This is a genomic window from Staphylococcus sp. IVB6181 (assembly GCF_025561445.1).
Taxonomy (GTDB): Bacteria; Bacillota; Bacilli; order Staphylococcales; family Staphylococcaceae; genus Staphylococcus; species Staphylococcus simulans_B.
The window spans coordinates 635,728-652,038 of the sequence record NZ_CP095096.1; the positions used below are offsets into that span (position 1 = coordinate 635,728).

Genomic DNA, 16,311 nt, shown 5'->3' on the forward strand with positions numbered 1-16,311 from the left:
ACTATGATGAATATCAAGCATATGACAAAGGCACTTTTAGATGAGAAAAATTTTCAAATATTGAAAGTGACTGCAAAGGATCCTAAAACAACTAAAGAAATAGCATCTTTATTAAAGCTTCCAACTCGCAATCTATACTATGCCATTAAGAAGTTAATTGAAATAGATGCATTGCGTGTTGTTGAGAAGAATACAATTGGGAATATGATTGAACATAAATACAGCAGTCAACATTTAGCAGAAATAGATATGAGTATTAATCATGAGCACGATGCAGATATATTCGATAGTTATTTAAAACTCTACTTAGTATCTCAGCAAAATGCATTGAGCTTGTTAAAGTCTGATTTAGAAAATGAACCAGAAGAAGATTCAGTCAAACTTATATTGAATGATGTTGAATTAACTAAGACACAATGGGAAAAATTTCAAATGCATGTCGGAACTTTTTTTAAGCAACTAGAAGATGAAAAAGATGGATCAAAGGATACCTATAGAATATCGCTTGCCGCATATAAAGAATAATAAATGCACACTTCATTTTTTTGAAGTGTGCATTTTTATAATCTTAATGCTGGCTTTGTCTTCTTTTTGCAATATAGCGATATACAAAGATGATAAGTGCAATTGCGATGATGGCATACATAATGTATGAGTAGGTGTGCATGACGTTTAAAATATCGTGCCAGTTATCACTGAGTGATTTGCCTAAGTAGATCAGACCGAAGTTCCAAATGGTTGTACCGATTAATGAAAGTGTCGCAAATGTAACGATGTTCATTTTGTTGACGCCGGCAGGAATTGTGATTAATACACGCAAGACTGGAACGAAGCGGCAGATAAAGACTGCAATCGGTCCGTATTTTTTAAACCATGCATTAGCACGTTCGACATCTTTGCCTTTAAGTTTAATCCATTTACCGTATTTATCGACAAAGCGGTATAGTTTTTGTTCGTTGACAAGGCTGCAGATATAGTAAAGGACTAATAAGCCGATGAATGAGGCAACAGTCGCAATAATCAGCAGCATCCAAATAGAAATGTGTGATTTAGCAGCTAAAACACCTGCAAAAGTTAAAACGATCTCTGAAGGCACAAAGGGCAGAATATTTTCTGAAAGAATCAAAATGAAGATTGCAATATACCCAAAGCGCGAGATAAAGTCTGTCAGTAGTTGTTCCATGGTAAATAGCAGTGCTCCTTTAGTTTTATATATCGATTAAATATGTAGTGTATATGTATCGTGATGGGTTGTGTTTTTATGTGTCTAATTTTCATTGTACTAAAAATAGAAACGAATAACATCCAATTAGATATTCCTATAGTAAAAAAGTTAAAGGATAGATTATTTCATTGCATGCATATCTAAAATATATTTTTAAAAAATCTAATGCCGAGTGCAGAATTCGGATAAAAGACAAGTGTGATAAGACTTAGGATTATCAGGATATATCTGTTTGTAATAATATTGTGTAATGCTTAACGTTCATATTTTTGTAAAAAAGTTATTGTTAACGGTTTCAATTAGTGGTAATATTTACTAGAATAACTTAGGTCATATGATGACCTAATGTATCTTTATTACAGAAAGTTGGGATATCTATGAGTGAAAGAAAGAGTAACGTACGTTGGTTCTTCGCTTTTGCATTCTTTATTATCGGGGTTATTGCTTATATGGACAGATCTAACATCTCGTTGATTGCGGCACCTATGATGGAAGATTTACATATGACGAAGGCTCAATTTGGTCTATTGGCAACATTCTTCTCAGCGGGTTATGCCATCATGCAAGTTCCATCGGGGATTTTAGCGGAGAAATTCGGTCCGCGTAAAATGTTGACGATTGCTTTGATTTGGTGGAGTGCCTTCACGATCTTAACTGGTCTTGTGAAGAACCACGGTTTATTATATACAGTCCGTTTCTTATTCGGAGTTGGGGAAGCGCCGATGTATCCATCAAATGCAGTGTTTAACTCTTATTGGTTTACACGTAACGAAAAAGGACGTGCATCGAGTGCATTATTAGCCGGTTCATATTTCGGTCCGGTAATTGCGCCGATTGTGACAGTATGGATTGTCAGCATGTTTAATTGGCAAGCAGTCTTTTATATCTTTGGTGCGGTAGGTTTTGTAATTGCGTTATTATGGGTAATTATCGCAAAAGACTTGCCAGAGCAGCATAAAATGGTCAATGAAGCAGAAAAACGCTATATCATGGAAGGTCGTGATGTAGTAGATACAGGTGACAAACAATCTGCACCTTGGAGTGCTTTCTTTAAACATTTCAGTTTCTATGCAATTGCGATTCAGTACTTTGTTGTACAATTTATCGTTGGTTTATTCTTAATTTGGCTGCCAACGTATGTAATGGAACAATATCACGTGAAATACACAGCTTTAGGTATTTTAACCGGTGTACCATGGTTAGCAATGTTTATTTGTATCATGGCAGCAGGTGCGATCTCAGATAAAATTTTACAATCAGGAAAATCACGTTTTGTGGCACGCGGTACGATTGCGATTATCGGTTTAGTAGTTTTCGGTATCGGTTTATTATTTGCGATCCGCAGTGAAGTCTTAGAAGTCAACATTGCTTGGTTAGCTGTATGCTTAAGCGGTATGGGTATCGCAACAGGAATGAGCTGGGCAGCTGCTGCAGATATCGGACGCAACTTCTCAGGTACAGTATCAGGCTGGATGAACTTATGGGGTAATGTCGGTGCGATGTTAAGTCCGTTAATTGCGGGTATTTTAGCAGAATTAATCGGCTGGACTTGGACATTGCAGTCATTATTGATTTTAATTGCAGTTGCTGTATTTATGTGGTTCTTTGTTAAACCGGATGAACCGCTTGTGGTCGATAAATCAAAATTGTAATTTGACAAAAACATAAGCTTTATACAAGATTTAGTCAATAAGGTCATGTTATTATAGGTCAGTGTAAGGGGCTTGCTTATAGAACATGGCCTGTTTGTATGTATTCACTTTGCGTTTGATAATAGATGCAATTATGTTATGTATGGTTGATAGGTACATTTTTGGGGAAAATGTAACATGTTGATTTTATATAATTATAGAGAGGTATAGAAATATGATTACAGTTATTGTTAATACAAAAGTAAGCGACATGAACTACGACAGATACTTAGAGCTGATGGGGCAGCTTGTCGCAGCTTCGCAAGCAGAAGCATCCAACCATAGTTATGAGCATTATGAAAATGCGAATATTCCTAATTCCTTTGCGATTATTGAGCAATGGAGTTGCGAAGAAGGTTTCGAAAATCATAAAAAGTCAGATCATTTCCAAGTATATTGGAAAGAAGTTGTACAGTTATGTTTAGATGAACCGAAAATTACAGTGTTCGATGATGCGGAAGCATTGTCAGAAAAGTAAGCGTAATGCAAGGCAGCCTGCATCTTTAATGCTATAATAGAGATTAATAAAGGAAAGATACGATGTCAGCAAATTCGTATTTATAAGGAGATTGAAAGTTATGATTTACCAACATGGAACGTTAGCAACGTTAATGGCCGGAATGCTGCAAGGAACTGTTTCAATTAATGATATGCTGGAACAGGGCGATATGGGTATCGGTACGTTAACAGGTTGCGACGGTGAAGTTATATTTGTCAACGGCAATGCATACCACGCAAATGAATACGGTGAATTCAGACGTTTGAACGGAGATGAAATGCTGCCGTTCGCAACGATAACTAAATTTGATCCGACACAATCTTTTGAAGTTATGGAAGTAACGAAACAAGATGCGTTATATGATCAGATTTTACAACGAATGAAAAGCCGAAACTTGTTTTCAGCGATTCGCATTGACGGCAGTTTCAACCATGTACATGTACGCATGATGCCTAAACAAGAACCGCCTTATGAACGATTAATGACATCGGTGAATCGTCAGCCGGAACATCATTATGATTATGTGAACGGTACAATTGTAGGTTTCTTTACACCTGAATTGTTCCATGGTGTAGGTTCTGCCGGCTTCCATCTGCATTTCGTCGATCAAGACCGTACAGTAGGCGGACATATTTTAGGCTTTGAATTAGAACGCGGCAGTGTGGATATCAGTGATGCTGAAACATTCGAGCAGCACTTCCCGACACAAGATGAAGCGTTCTTAGAAGCGGATATCGATTATGAAAATATTGATGAAGAAATCAGAATGGCTGAATAACATATCGCAATGATTATTTAACGTCACGGTATAATACGAAAGTATTATATCTTGGCGTTTTTGTTTTGTCTCATTTGTTGTTGCATAATTCAATAGACGTTCATGATACAATAGGTACGTTGATCAATAGAGAAAAGGAAAGGAGTATCAACGGATGATGCATTATTTAAGCTCGCTTTTTAAATTCAAGAAGCAGAATATTAATATTAGTAAGGGGACAAGACAAGGTCTGTTAATGCTCATCCCGTTATTAATAGGCTATTTAACCGGTTACTTTCAATACGGCTTATTAGCAGCAACCGGTACGCTGACTAATATTTATGTCTTCGGCGGTTCCAATAAGTCTAAATTGCGTATTTTATGGTGGTGTACCATCGGCTTTACACTCTGTATTATGCTAGGAACTATCACTGTTTCGATTCCTTTATTATTCGGACTGATATTATTAATCGTGACAGTGGTAACTTATTATATTTTCAGTGCATTAGAGATTCCAGGGCCTTCGGCTACTTTCTTTATCGTAACGTTTGCATTGCCGATTAATATGCCGATTGCACCGGATGAAGCATTGGTTCGCGGTTTCTTTGTTTTCTTAGGCGGACTTTTTACGATTACAGTCGTCACAATATTATTGAAGTCGCAAAAGAAAAATACCCAAGAACGTGCAATTGAAGGAGAATATCAGTCTTTGCTTCAATTGTTCAAGGATTTCTCAGACAAGGAAAAATTCAAACAAACAGCTGAAAAATTAGTCGGTCAATTCAAAGCGACAGACAAACAGCTGATCACTTCATTTACTTCAAGCAAGAAACAATCAGAACAGCTCCAAAGACTATATTTGCTGCATAATAATGCAGAAGGTATATTCGCAGAATTACTAGAATTAAATACGAAAGAAATCGAAACACTGCCTGATGTGCTGATTGATATGATGGAATACATTGAACGCAGTGTCTTTTCAACAATAGACGAAAGTACAACGCTGCAATGGAAGGAAACAGTCGATATCCCTGTTGTTTTCCAACGATTGGAGAAACAAATTTATCGTACTGATGAAATCTTGCACAGTCCGACAGGACAAATCGAATACGAAGCACATTTACGTCAGCCGCTTTACGGCAAACAATTGAAATACAACCTGACACTAGACTCATTAGTATTTATGAATACGATGCGTTATTTAATTATCATGGGTGCAGCAGTATTTATTGCCTTGATGTTTGATTTTGATAAAGCGTACTGGATTCCATTAACAGCACATACTATCTTAATCGGTACACATACCATTCATAGTATGGAACGTGCTGTTGCACGTACTATCGGTACCTTTGTCGGTGTCTTATTATTAACACTCATTTTAATGCTGCATCCGCCTATGGTGATCAGTATTTTAGTATTAGCACTCAGTGCCACATTAACTGAGATTATCATCGGTGCGAACTATGCCGTTGCGATGATTTTTATTACGACACAAGTGATCATGCTGAATGGTTTAGCTTCAGGCAAATTATCGATACTCATCGCATTGCCGCGAGTAGTAGATGTAATTATCGGTGTTATTATCGCAGTTATCGGACTGTTGATTTTAGGTCGCAAGAATGCATCTCAAACATTGCCGGGTGCGATTGCGGAGGTCGTTCGCTATGAAATGTCATTCTTCTATTATGTGTTCTCTAAAAATAAATATTTAAGCAACAATGAACCTAAATACAGCGAATTGAAACTGAGCATTAAATTGAGCAATATGAACAGTATGTATAATAATGCACACGGTGAATTGTTCGCAGACAGTACGAAGATCAGTGCGTATTATCCGATTATCTTTGCGCTGGAAGAAATCAGCTTCATGTTATCGAGAGCACAAAATAATCCGAACCCGCAAACCATTGATGACGTGGTCATGGGACAATATTTGATTGTATTTGAAGATATCGCAGCGCATTTTGAAAAGCATGTGCCGATTTATCAAGGTACAGGCTTGCCATCACTGCCGCAATACGTCAATATTCGAACAGCCTTATTAAACATTCAGCAATATGCACGTCTCAAAAGCAATGAAACGGTTGAGCAGCCGAATTAAGTGGTAGTTATACTATAAAGCTATTCTATTAGGAGGTTGCTTATGCCTTGGACTTTATATGATTATCCGAATTCATGGAAGAATTTTGAGCCGTTAGAACGTAAGAAAGCCATCGATATCGGCAATGCGCTGTTAAAAGACGGTTACGATGAAAGTACTGCGATTCCGATTGCGACAAAACAAGCTGAATCGTGGTATCAAGATGCGACTAAGAAAGAACGCGAAGCATTGGAAGATAAAGATGTGACGCAGCATAAAAAAGATAAAGATGCACGCCCGAAATTAAATGATAATGATGTAGAAGTATATCAAGAAGATGACAAGTGGAAAGTACGGACATATGGTGCGAAACGTGCAGCAGATGAGTATGATACGAAAGAAAAGGCAGTACAGCGTGCTGAAGAAATTGCGAAAAACCGCAACACACAAGTACATGTCAAATCTTAGTACTAAAAGCATTTTATGATTATTTTATTGAATAGCCGGGTATTTAATAATTACTGATTCACAGCACTGCGGCAGAAACGGCAAAACTGAGCGTGCCGCATAGTGAATCAAGGGAGCAACAGAAACGTTTACTCATAATGAAAGCCTCTTAACAGTCGATGTTAAGAGGCTTTTTGTTCATTTATTAAGCTTGTGTAATTTGCCAGCCGTAAGGTTCTGGTAATTGTGACCAGTCTTGTTCGTATTCTTCTGTTGTTAATAAGCATTCGTCTAATTCTTTTGTCAGTTTTTCTTGGTCTAAGTCAGTACCGATGATTACGAATTGTGTATGGCGGTCTCCGAATTCAGGATCCCAGTTTTCTCGTACATCGTCACGTTCATGCAAGATTTCTCGTTGCTGCTGCTCTGACATTGCTGCGACCCAGAAAGTGACAGGGTGAATAGATACAGATGAACCTGCTTGTGAGATTAAGCATGCAACATGGTTATATTGTGCAAGCCAAACAATCCCTTTAGCACGTACAATTGTATTGGGCATATTTTCCAACCACTTATGGAAGCGTTCTGCATGGAAAGGCAGACGGCGTTCGTAAACAAATGATGAAATGCCGTATTCTTCAGTTTCAGGTGTGTGGTTCGCGTGGCCGCCTTCAGTTAATTCTTGAAGCCATCCTGCTGAGTTGCTGGCTTTTTCAAAGTCGAATAAGCTTGTATTTAAAACATCGCTTAATTCTACTTTAGAGTTTTGTGTGCGAATGAATTTCGCAGTCGGCTGCAACTTGCGCAAGATACCTTCTAATTTATCTAATTCTTCTTTAGAAACTAAGTCTGTTTTGTTTAATACTAAAACATCGCAGAATTCAACTTGGTCGATTAATAAGTCTGCGATAGTACGTTCGTCTTCGTCGCTAGCACCTTGGTCGCGGTCTACAAGCAAATCTTCTGATTTGATGTCATTGATGAAACGGTTAGCATCCACCACTGTGACCATTGTATCTAAGCGGCAGATACGTGTTAAATCGATACCTAATTCATCATCAATATATGAAAATGTTTGTGCGACAGGTACAGGCTCTGAAATACCTGTAGATTCGATAACGATTTGATCGATACCGCCGCGTTTAACGATGTTTTCAACTTCTTGAAGCAAGTCTTCACGCAATGTACAGCAAATACAGCCGTTTGATAATTCAACAAGCTTTTCATCTGTACGTGACAAACCGCCGCCTTGTACGACTAAGTCTTTATCGATATTGACTTCGCTCATGTCATTGACAATTACTGCAATACGCAAGCCTTCTCTGTTTTGCAGAATATGGTTAAGTAATGTTGTTTTCCCTGAACCTAGGTAACCACTTAATACAGTTACTGGTATTTTAGCCATAAATAAATCCTCCTATTATATATACACACGTTTAATCGTAATTATTACGATTTATATTGTATAGAAAAAAAGGTTGCAGCGCAAGGAGCGGCGCTCATGTTATAAAGATAGAAAGTTATAACTTATTTCGATTTAGTTTATTTTAGAGTGGCAAATAATTAAGTTTGCATGCTAACTCCGTTATAATGAAGCTAAGCAAAGAACGGGGGATTATTATGTATGTAGAGAGAAGAGAGACTTTAAATTTGAATGCGCTGAAAGAAGATTTAAAGCGCAATATTCAAAAGTTCCAAGAAAAGCACTATCAAATTGAGGAACTGGTAGACTTTGTCAGTCTGCATCATTTATATGCTTCAGCATTAGAGGAAGTCAGTACCAAACTCAGTATATTGGATAATGACTTTCAAATTTTATATGAACACAATCCAATACATCATATGGAACGAAGAGTTAAAGAAATCAGCAGTTTAGTACGCAAACTGGAAAGCAGGGGACTTCCGGTTACGACTGAATCTGCACGAGACAATATTACAGACATCGCAGGGATTCGTGTTGTCTGCAACTACTTAGAGGACATTGAAGTTGTAGCTTCATTATTATTAAGACAAGCAGATGTCAAACTGCTTAAACGAAAGGACTATATTGAAAGCCCAAAAGAAAATGGTTATCGCAGCTTGCATCTTGTTGTGGCGATTCCTGTATTTTTAACGGATAAAGTTGAAAATGTACCGGTAGAGATTCAATTACGTACTATCGGTATGGATATGTGGGCAAGTTTGGAACATAAGCTGCGTTATAAAAATGCGACCAATACAGAAATTTATCAAGATACATTGAAACAATGTGCAGAAGAAATCAAAGCAGTCGAAAACAAACTGCAAACACTGCATGGCAAAATCAAAAACAACTAAACAACGAACAAAGAAGCTGGATCTTTAATGAGATTCGGCTTCTTTTTCTTCCTATATATAGGAAACAACGCATAAATAAGCTGCTGTATCCCTTGTGACATACAAGAAAGGTAAAAATTAGTGAAAAATCAAAAAACTTTGAAAAATGCATATTTAACCCTTGCATTATGCATAAATATACGTTATAATAACATATGTAAGGTTGATAGAGGGGATAACAAAAGGATTTAAGTTATTTGACTTTAGTTGACCAAATAATAAATATACAATTAATAGTAACAGAAGTTTAAAGATTAAATAGAATAACGAATGATGCAAGTACCCCATAGGAAAGTATTGGTGAATGTTACAAAATAAAGAATATTGTCTGGTACGGTGTTTTGAATTTTCAAATGATGGCAATAGTTAAGTATGATAATTAGTATCATATATCAACTAATTGAGTACACTTAAGTAGTTATCAGTCGTACAAAGAAGAATCAAATGTTCATCAAGAAGTGAGTCTATGACGTATTTGCATCGAAGAAATAACAATATTATAGGAACGCAAACATATTAAGATTGATGTTTGCACAGTAACGGAGGTTATGAATATATGAATAACGGATTTTTCGGAAATGAATTCGACTCAATTTTTAGAAGAATGATGCAAGATATGCAAAACGCAGATGGAAACAAAAAATATTATATCAATGGTCGCGAAGTATCGCCTGAACAATTACAAGCATTGCAACAACAAGGCGGTCAACCGACACAACATGTTCAAGGTGCACAACCAGGACAAGCAGCTAATGGTCAAGGCGGAGAAGACTATTTAGAAAAAGTAGGCCGCAACTTGACACAAGAAGCTAAAGACGGTTTATTAGATCCGGTTATCGGCCGTGACAAAGAAGTGCAAGATACTGCAGAAGTATTAAGCCGACGCAACAAAAACAACCCTATTTTAGTAGGGGAAGCTGGTGTAGGTAAATCAGCTATCGTTGAAGGCTTAGCACAAGCGATTGTAAAAGGTAATGTACCGGCTGCAATCAAAGATAAAGAAATTATCTCAGTCAATATTTCTTCATTAGAAGCAGGTACACAATACCGCGGTGCTTTCGAAGAAAACATTCAAAACTTGTTAGACAGCGTTAAAGAAAGAAAAAATGTCATTTTATTCTTTGACGAAATCCACCAAATCATCGGTTCAGGTTCAACTGGCGGAGATTCAGGCAGCAAAGGCTTATCTGATATTATCAAACCAGCATTAAGCCGCGGTGAAATTTCAGTTATCGGTGCGACTACACAAGATGAATACAGAAACAACATCTTAAAAGACCCAGCATTAGCACGTCGTTTCAACGAAGTGGTTGTAAAAGAACCTTCAGCACAAGATACTCAAAAAATCTTAGAAGGTGTACGTGAAAAATTCGAAGAACACCACAACGTGATCTTGCCGGATGATGTATTGAAAGCATGTGTGGACTTATCTGTACAATATATTCCTCAACGTTTATTACCGGATAAAGCATTAGATATCTTAGATATCACAGCTGCACACTTAGCTGCACAAAATCCAGTCGTAGACAAAGTGGAAGTTGAAAAAGAAATTAAAGAATTAGAAGATAAAAAATCTAAAGCAGTCAGTGAAGAAGCTTACTCAGATGCAGATAAATACCAAAAAGAAATCAAACAATTACAAGACAGACTTGAATCAGGACATGGCGAAGGTTCAACAGCAACTGTACAAGATGTTGCTGATACTGTAGAACGTATGACTGGTATTCCTGTATCTCAAATGGATGACAATGATATTGCACGCTTGAAAAACATTTCTAAACGACTCAAAAGCAAAATCATTGGTCAAGACGATGCAGTAGATATGGTTGCACGTGCTATCCGTCGTAACCGTGCAGGTTTCGATGAAGGCAACAGACCAATCGGCAGTTTCTTATTTGTAGGTCCTACTGGTGTAGGTAAAACTGAATTAGCAAAACAATTATCTATTGACTTATTCGGAAACAAAGAAGCATTGATTAAATTAGACATGAGTGAATATATGGACCGTACAGCAGTATCTAAATTAATCGGTACTTCTGCAGGTTATGTAGGTTATGAAGATAACTCAAATACGTTAACTGAAAAAGTAAGACGTAATCCTTACTCAGTCATCCTATTCGATGAAATTGAAAAAGCAAACCCTCAAATCCTTACTTTATTACTTCAAGTGATGGATGACGGTAACTTAACAGATGGTCAAGGTAATGTGGTCAACTTCAAAAACACAATCATTATCTGTACTTCAAACGCAGGTTTCGGAGGAGAAGATGAAAAAGATCGCGAAGCATTAATGGATGATCTTAAAAAATTCTTCCGTCCAGAATTCCTTAACCGCTTCAACGGTATCGTAGAATTCGTACACTTAGATAAAGATGCATTGCAAGATATCATCAACTTATTATTAGATGATGTTCAAGTGACACTTGAGAAAAAAGGCATCTCATTAGAAGTCAGCCAAGAAGCTAAAGATTGGTTAATCGATCAAGGCTACGATGCTGAATTAGGTGCACGTCCATTACGTCGTGTCGTTGAAAGAGAAGTACGCGACCGTATCACAGATTACTACCTTGAAAATACAGATGTTAAAGACATCAAAGTAACACTTGATGGCGACGACATCTTAATCAACGGTGAAAAAGTAGATTCATTATAAGTTTAAAATAAACAAGCTATAACAGCACAAACGTCCTCGTCGGCATACATTGCCGATGGGGACATTTTTTATGCATTCATATTTTACTAAGCTTATTCTTCAGGTTCTAAGCTGTTATGCAAAACCGCATCTGCTAAAGCTTGGTTCCCATGAGAAGACAATTGTTCAATAATCGCCTCAATATCTGTGGTGCTTCGGTTTTGACTCAGTTTAAAGGCTGCGTATGTGCGTTCAATAGAAATTCTGAAACCGACGATGCCATGAATTTGTTTTCGTGTATCAGATGCAAGATTTTCAAAACGCGCACCGGCTTCATCTTCGAAAGTATTTAAAAGGGCGATGATATCTTCTTTTGTTTCAGCCGCATCTGTCAGCCAGCTGTTGCCATAGACATGTACACTTTGGTAATCCCATGTCGGCACGTCTTCTTGATCATACCACGTGCTTGAAATATAACCATGCGGTCCTTGAAAGATAATCAGTATTTCATCTTCATTGTTTACAGTCTGCCATTGCGGGTTGGATTTTGCGAAGTGACCTGAAAGTACAAGCTGATCGCCAAACTCATGCAGCAGCACAGGCATATGCGTTGCCAGCATTTGCCCTTGCTTGTCTTTTGAAATCACAGTCGCAAACGGGTGGCTTTGGATAAAGTGTTGAATTGTTTTTGTGTCGGTGACTTGATAGTGCGATGGAATATACATAGACATCTCCTCCAATAGTATGATTATTCCACTCCAATCAAAAAGTAAGTGTAAGCGATTGCATTTGTAATAACTTTGTATTAATATACTTGTATACAAGTATTCGATGATAGAAAGGAGGGCTTTTATGACGGAATCTTATCCGCAAAAATGGTTGTCTGTGATGACGACAGGAGAAGCAGTCGCAGCGGAATTACGTTTGAAAATTATCAATGGCGATATTGAGGCAGAAGCGTGTTTAACTGAAAACCAAGTCGCAAAACAGTTTAATGTCAGCCGTTCACCTGTACGCGATGCCTTCAAATTACTGAGACAAGATCAGCTGATTCGACTAGAACGTATGGGAGCAGATGTGTTGTCGTTCGGGGACGCAGAGCGCAGTGAAATTTATGATTTGCGAATTATGATGGAATCTTTTGCGTTTGCGCGTATTCAAGATGATGAGCGTGCTGCACTCGCAAAAGAAATGCGCAAACACTTGGAAATGATGAAAGTGGCAGTTCAGTTTGAAGATGCGGAAGCTTTTACAGAGCACGATATTCTCTTTCATGAAGTGCTGATTAATGCGACTAAACATCGCTATCTGCTCAGCAGCTGGAATAATATCAAGCCGATTTTATTATGTTTGATTTTACTTTCAATGCGCAAACGTATGAAAGAACAGCCAGAAGATTTCAAACGTATTCATGAAAATCACGAAGTCTATGCACAAGCAGTGGCAGACAATGACACACAATTATTGAAAGAAGCCTTCCACCGCAACTTTGATGATGTGGGAGACAAAATCAACGCATTGTTTTTACGATAAAAGATTAAAGGAGGCAGACAATATGCAATATATGATTGGAGTAGATATCGGAACAACCAGTACTAAATCTGTACTTTATGATGAACATGGCCGTTATTTGCTAAAACATAATATCGGTTATGAGATGCATACGCCGAATGTGGATACTTCTGAAGAAAATCCGGATGAAATTTTCGATGCAGTCTTAATGACGATTAAAAATGTAATGCGAGAAGGCAATGTCGGACCTAAAGATGTGAAATTAATTGCGTTCAGTGCACAGATGCACAGCTTGATTGCGATGGATCAAAACGATCGGCCTTTAACACAAAGTATTACTTGGGCAGATAACAGAGCAAGCAAATACGCAGAAATGATTCGAACGAAGCATGACGGACATGAAATTTATAAACGTACAGGCACACCGATTCATCCGATGTCTCCGCTTTCTAAAATTTATTGGCTGAAAGAAGCACACTCAGATATACACCAACAGACTAAAAAGTATATCGATATTAAATCATATGTACTCTTTCAATGGTTCGGCCGTTATGTGATGGATTACTCCATCGGTTCAGCGACAGGCATGATGGATTTAGAAAAATCAGCATGGGACAAAGGCGCTTTAGATGTATTAGGCATCACACCAGAAGTTTTGCCTGAATTAGTACCGACTACTTATATTCAAAGCGGTATGAAACAACGCTATGCGACATTGATGGGCATTGACCCAGAAACACCTGTAGTTATCGGCGCAAGTGACGGTGTATTGTCTAATTTAGGTGTGAATAGTTTCAAACCTGGCGAAGTAGCTGTGACGATTGGAACATCAGGTGCCATTCGTACTGTTATCGATCATCCGAAAACAGATGAAAAAGAACGTATCTTTTGTTATGTACTGGATGAAGGGCAATATGTTATCGGCGGACCGGTAAATAACGGCGGAATTATTTTACGCTGGCTGCGCGATGAATTACTTGCAAGCGAAGTAGAAACAGCGAAACGTTTAGGTGTCGACCCTTATGATGTCCTTACTAAAATCGCAAGCCGTGTCGAACCTGGTGCGAAAGGATTAATCTTCCATCCTTATCTGGCAGGGGAACGTGCACCGTTATGGAATGCGGATGCACGCGGTTCCTATTTCGGATTGACACTTTCACACAAGAAAGAACATATGATTCGCGCTGCACTAGAAGGTGTGCTGTACAACCTTTATACCGTTTATCTCGCATTAATAGAGATGATGGGCGAAACACCGACCGCAATCAAAGCGACAGGCGGATTTGCGAAGAGTGAAATGTGGCGTCAGATGATGTCAGATATCTTTGATACAGATTTAGTTGTGCCGGAAAGTTATGAAAGTTCCTCATTAGGCGCATGTGTTTTAGGACTAAAAGCACTGGGCGAAATTGATGACTTTTCTATTATTGAAGATATGGTCGGTACGACACATGCACATCAGCCTGAGCCAGAAGCGGTCGCAATCTATCAGCAGTTAATCAGTATCTTTATAGATTTGAGCCGCAGTTTATCAACACAATACAGTAAAATTGCAGATTTTCAACGCAAGCATTTATAAAATTTAAAAGGAAACGTATGAGTCGTGAGAAAAAAGCTTGATTACCGGCTTTTTCTTTCAAGGGAAATGAAAACGTTATCAAGACTCATAACGAAAGTGAGGGACAATTATGTTTGGAGAAATTTGGCCATTAATTACAGTTATAATCGGGATTTTAATCTTATTAGCACTGATTATTGTATTAAAACTCAATACGTTCATCGCATTGATTATTACTTCAATGATCACAGCAGTCCTGTTAGGTATGCCGTTAGACAAAGTTGTAGAAACAGTTGAAAAAGGAATGGGCAGTACGCTCGGCCACATCGCCATTATCTTTGGTTTAGGTGCGATATTAGGTAAACTGCTTTCTGATGGGGGCGGTGCGACACGTATTGCGGACACTTTAATTGAAAAGTTCGGGGAGAAACATGTGCAATGGGCGATGGTAGTCGCATCCTTCGTCATCGGTATTGCATTGTTCTTTGAAGTAGGATTAGTATTATTAATTCCGCTCGTATTCACACTTGCAAAACGTACAAAAGTATCACCGCTTAAAATCGGCTTGCCGATGATTACGGCATTATCCGTTACACACGGCTTCTTGCCTCCGCATCCAGGTCCGGTTGTCATTGCGAAAGAACTTCATGCATCATTAGGCGAAGTTTTAATATATGGTTTCATTATTGCGATTCCTGTAACGATTATCGCAGGGCCTGTGTTCGGTAAATTTGCACAAAAATTAACACCGTCTGCTTATACAAGAGAAGGCGATATTTCTTCATTAGGTGCACAAAAAGAATTCAAACCTTCTGAACTGCCAGGCTTCGGTATCAGTGTATTAACAGCGACTTTGCCAGTCATTTTGATGCTTATCGCAACGATTGTACAGCTTGCGACAGGCAACGTCGACCACTCTAAAAATGCGTTTGCCGGTATTATCAACTTCATCGGTACTGCAGATACAGCAATGTTGATCGCGGTATTATTTGCGATGTTGACAATGGGTATTCAACAAGGACGCAAAAACAAAGAAATCATGACTTCTGTCACTGATGCGATTTATCCGATCGGTATGATGATTCTGATTATCGGCGGCGGCGGTACATTCAAACAAGTATTGATTGACGGCGGTGTCGGTGACACGATCGCTAAAATGTTCGAAGGTTCTACGATGTCTCCAATTTTACTTGCTTGGCTCGTCGCAGCGGTATTGCGTATTGCATTAGGCTCTGCGACAGTTGCGGCGATTTCAACTACTGGTATTATCTTGCCGCTATTACAAGCAAGTGACGTCAATGTTGCTTTAGTTGTGTTAGCGATTGGTGCCGGAAGTGTGATTTTATCTCATGTGAACGACGCTGGTTTCTGGATGTTCAAAGAATACTTTGGATTGACGATTAAAGAAACGTTCTTAACATGGTCATTGCTTGAAACTATTATTTCAGTTTCAGGTCTCATCTTTATCTTATTCTTAAGTCTGTTTGTCTGATAGACAGCAAGCACGGTGCCGCGGGGTGTCGTGCTTTTTTGTTATAGTAAAGATGAAAGAGGT

The 16,311-nt window shown here is 38.3% G+C and carries 14 protein-coding genes; 11 read left to right on the plus strand and 3 right to left on the minus strand.

Annotation, left to right across the window (positions count from 1 at the left end; genetic code table 11):
* Positions 1-3 precede the first annotated feature (3 nt).
* A complete protein-coding gene (locus tag MUA90_RS02720; RefSeq protein WP_262588192.1) occupies positions 4-525 on the plus strand; it encodes a winged helix-turn-helix domain-containing protein in 522 nt (173 codons plus the stop codon).
* A gap of 43 nt (positions 526-568) precedes the next feature.
* On the opposite strand, the gene MUA90_RS02725 is transcribed toward MUA90_RS02720, so the two are convergent.
* A complete protein-coding gene (locus tag MUA90_RS02725; protein ID WP_114602682.1) occupies positions 569-1,183 on the minus strand; it encodes an undecaprenyl phosphate transporter UptA in 615 nt (204 codons plus the stop codon).
* Positions 1,184-1,602: 419 nt separating this feature from the next.
* On the opposite strand from MUA90_RS02725, the gene MUA90_RS02730 reads away from it, so the two are divergent.
* The 5 genes from MUA90_RS02730 to MUA90_RS02750 all read left to right on the plus strand — a co-directional run bounded on the left by MUA90_RS02730 (position 1,603) and on the right by MUA90_RS02750 (position 6,720).
* A complete protein-coding gene (locus MUA90_RS02730) occupies positions 1,603-2,877 on the plus strand; it encodes a pyruvate MFS transporter (RefSeq protein WP_262588194.1) in 1,275 nt (424 codons plus the stop codon).
* 214 nt (positions 2,878-3,091) lie between these two features.
* Positions 3,092-3,394 (plus strand): putative quinol monooxygenase, encoded by a 303-nt coding sequence (locus MUA90_RS02735; RefSeq protein ID WP_105993100.1) that lies wholly within the window; start codon positions 3,092-3,094, stop codon positions 3,392-3,394.
* Between the two features lie 91 nt (positions 3,395-3,485).
* Positions 3,486-4,193, plus strand: a complete 708-nt coding sequence (budA, locus tag MUA90_RS02740; RefSeq protein ID WP_262588197.1) for an acetolactate decarboxylase — start codon at positions 3,486-3,488, stop codon at positions 4,191-4,193.
* Between the two features lie 154 nt (positions 4,194-4,347).
* A complete protein-coding gene (locus MUA90_RS02745) occupies positions 4,348-6,273 on the plus strand; it encodes an FUSC family protein (protein WP_262588199.1) in 1,926 nt (641 codons plus the stop codon).
* Between the two features lie 42 nt (positions 6,274-6,315).
* Positions 6,316-6,720 (plus strand): DUF2188 domain-containing protein, encoded by a 405-nt coding sequence (locus MUA90_RS02750; RefSeq protein ID WP_262588201.1) that lies wholly within the window; start codon positions 6,316-6,318, stop codon positions 6,718-6,720.
* A 184-nt stretch (positions 6,721-6,904) separates the two neighbouring features.
* On the opposite strand, the gene MUA90_RS02755 is transcribed toward MUA90_RS02750, so the two are convergent.
* The gene (locus MUA90_RS02755; protein ID WP_262588202.1) at positions 6,905-8,104 is read right to left on the minus strand and encodes a GTP-binding protein; all 1,200 of its coding nucleotides are present in this window, start codon (positions 8,102-8,104) and stop codon (positions 6,905-6,907) included.
* A gap of 215 nt (positions 8,105-8,319) precedes the next feature.
* Between MUA90_RS02755 and MUA90_RS02760 the strand changes: the two genes are divergently transcribed.
* Together MUA90_RS02760 and MUA90_RS02765 are read left to right on the plus strand one after the other, a co-directional pair.
* Entirely contained in the window at positions 8,320-9,015 is a 696-nt protein-coding gene (locus MUA90_RS02760) for a GTP pyrophosphokinase (protein WP_114602689.1), read from the plus strand.
* 595 nt (positions 9,016-9,610) lie between these two features.
* Positions 9,611-11,707, plus strand: coding sequence for an AAA family ATPase (locus MUA90_RS02765; protein WP_114602690.1), 2,097 nt, complete (start codon positions 9,611-9,613; stop codon positions 11,705-11,707).
* Between the two features lie 92 nt (positions 11,708-11,799).
* Here MUA90_RS02765 and MUA90_RS02770 read toward each other — a convergent pair whose 3' ends face one another.
* On the minus strand, positions 11,800-12,411 hold the full coding sequence (locus tag MUA90_RS02770) for an FMN-binding negative transcriptional regulator (protein ID WP_262588203.1): 612 nt from the start codon (positions 12,409-12,411) through the stop codon (positions 11,800-11,802).
* A 127-nt stretch (positions 12,412-12,538) separates the two neighbouring features.
* On the opposite strand from MUA90_RS02770, the gene MUA90_RS02775 reads away from it, so the two are divergent.
* The 3 genes from MUA90_RS02775 (at position 12,539) to MUA90_RS02785 (ending at position 16,248) form a co-directional block, all read left to right on the plus strand.
* On the plus strand, positions 12,539-13,219 hold the full coding sequence (locus tag MUA90_RS02775; RefSeq protein ID WP_262588205.1) for a GntR family transcriptional regulator: 681 nt from the start codon (positions 12,539-12,541) through the stop codon (positions 13,217-13,219).
* A gap of 22 nt (positions 13,220-13,241) precedes the next feature.
* Complete coding sequence (gene gntK, locus MUA90_RS02780; protein ID WP_262588207.1) at positions 13,242-14,777, plus strand: gluconokinase; 1,536 nt, start codon at positions 13,242-13,244, stop codon at positions 14,775-14,777.
* A 109-nt stretch (positions 14,778-14,886) separates the two neighbouring features.
* The gene (locus MUA90_RS02785) at positions 14,887-16,248 is read left to right on the plus strand and encodes a gluconate:H+ symporter (RefSeq protein ID WP_262588209.1); all 1,362 of its coding nucleotides are present in this window, start codon (positions 14,887-14,889) and stop codon (positions 16,246-16,248) included.
* Positions 16,249-16,311 lie beyond the last annotated feature (63 nt).

Bases quoted from the DNA above. Each gene is read 5' to 3' on its own strand.
- MUA90_RS02720 (WP_262588192.1), top strand. From the start codon at position 4: ATGATGAATATCAAGCATATGACAAAGGCACTTTTAGATGAGAAAAAT.
- MUA90_RS02725 (WP_114602682.1), bottom strand. From the start codon at position 1,183: ATGGAACAACTACTGACAGACTTTATCTCGCGCTTTGGGTATATTGCA.
- MUA90_RS02730 (WP_262588194.1), top strand. From the start codon at position 1,603: ATGAGTGAAAGAAAGAGTAACGTACGTTGGTTCTTCGCTTTTGCATTC.
- MUA90_RS02735 (WP_105993100.1), top strand. From the start codon at position 3,092: ATGATTACAGTTATTGTTAATACAAAAGTAAGCGACATGAACTACGAC.
- MUA90_RS02745 (WP_262588199.1), top strand. From the start codon at position 4,348: ATGATGCATTATTTAAGCTCGCTTTTTAAATTCAAGAAGCAGAATATT.
- MUA90_RS02750 (WP_262588201.1), top strand. From the start codon at position 6,316: ATGCCTTGGACTTTATATGATTATCCGAATTCATGGAAGAATTTTGAG.
- MUA90_RS02755 (WP_262588202.1), bottom strand. From the start codon at position 8,104: ATGGCTAAAATACCAGTAACTGTATTAAGTGGTTACCTAGGTTCAGGG.
- MUA90_RS02760 (WP_114602689.1), top strand. From the start codon at position 8,320: ATGTATGTAGAGAGAAGAGAGACTTTAAATTTGAATGCGCTGAAAGAA.
- MUA90_RS02765 (WP_114602690.1), top strand. From the start codon at position 9,611: ATGAATAACGGATTTTTCGGAAATGAATTCGACTCAATTTTTAGAAGA.
- MUA90_RS02770 (WP_262588203.1), bottom strand. From the start codon at position 12,411: ATGTATATTCCATCGCACTATCAAGTCACCGACACAAAAACAATTCAA.
- MUA90_RS02775 (WP_262588205.1), top strand. From the start codon at position 12,539: ATGACGGAATCTTATCCGCAAAAATGGTTGTCTGTGATGACGACAGGA.
- gntK (WP_262588207.1), top strand. From the start codon at position 13,242: ATGCAATATATGATTGGAGTAGATATCGGAACAACCAGTACTAAATCT.
- MUA90_RS02785 (WP_262588209.1), top strand. From the start codon at position 14,887: ATGTTTGGAGAAATTTGGCCATTAATTACAGTTATAATCGGGATTTTA.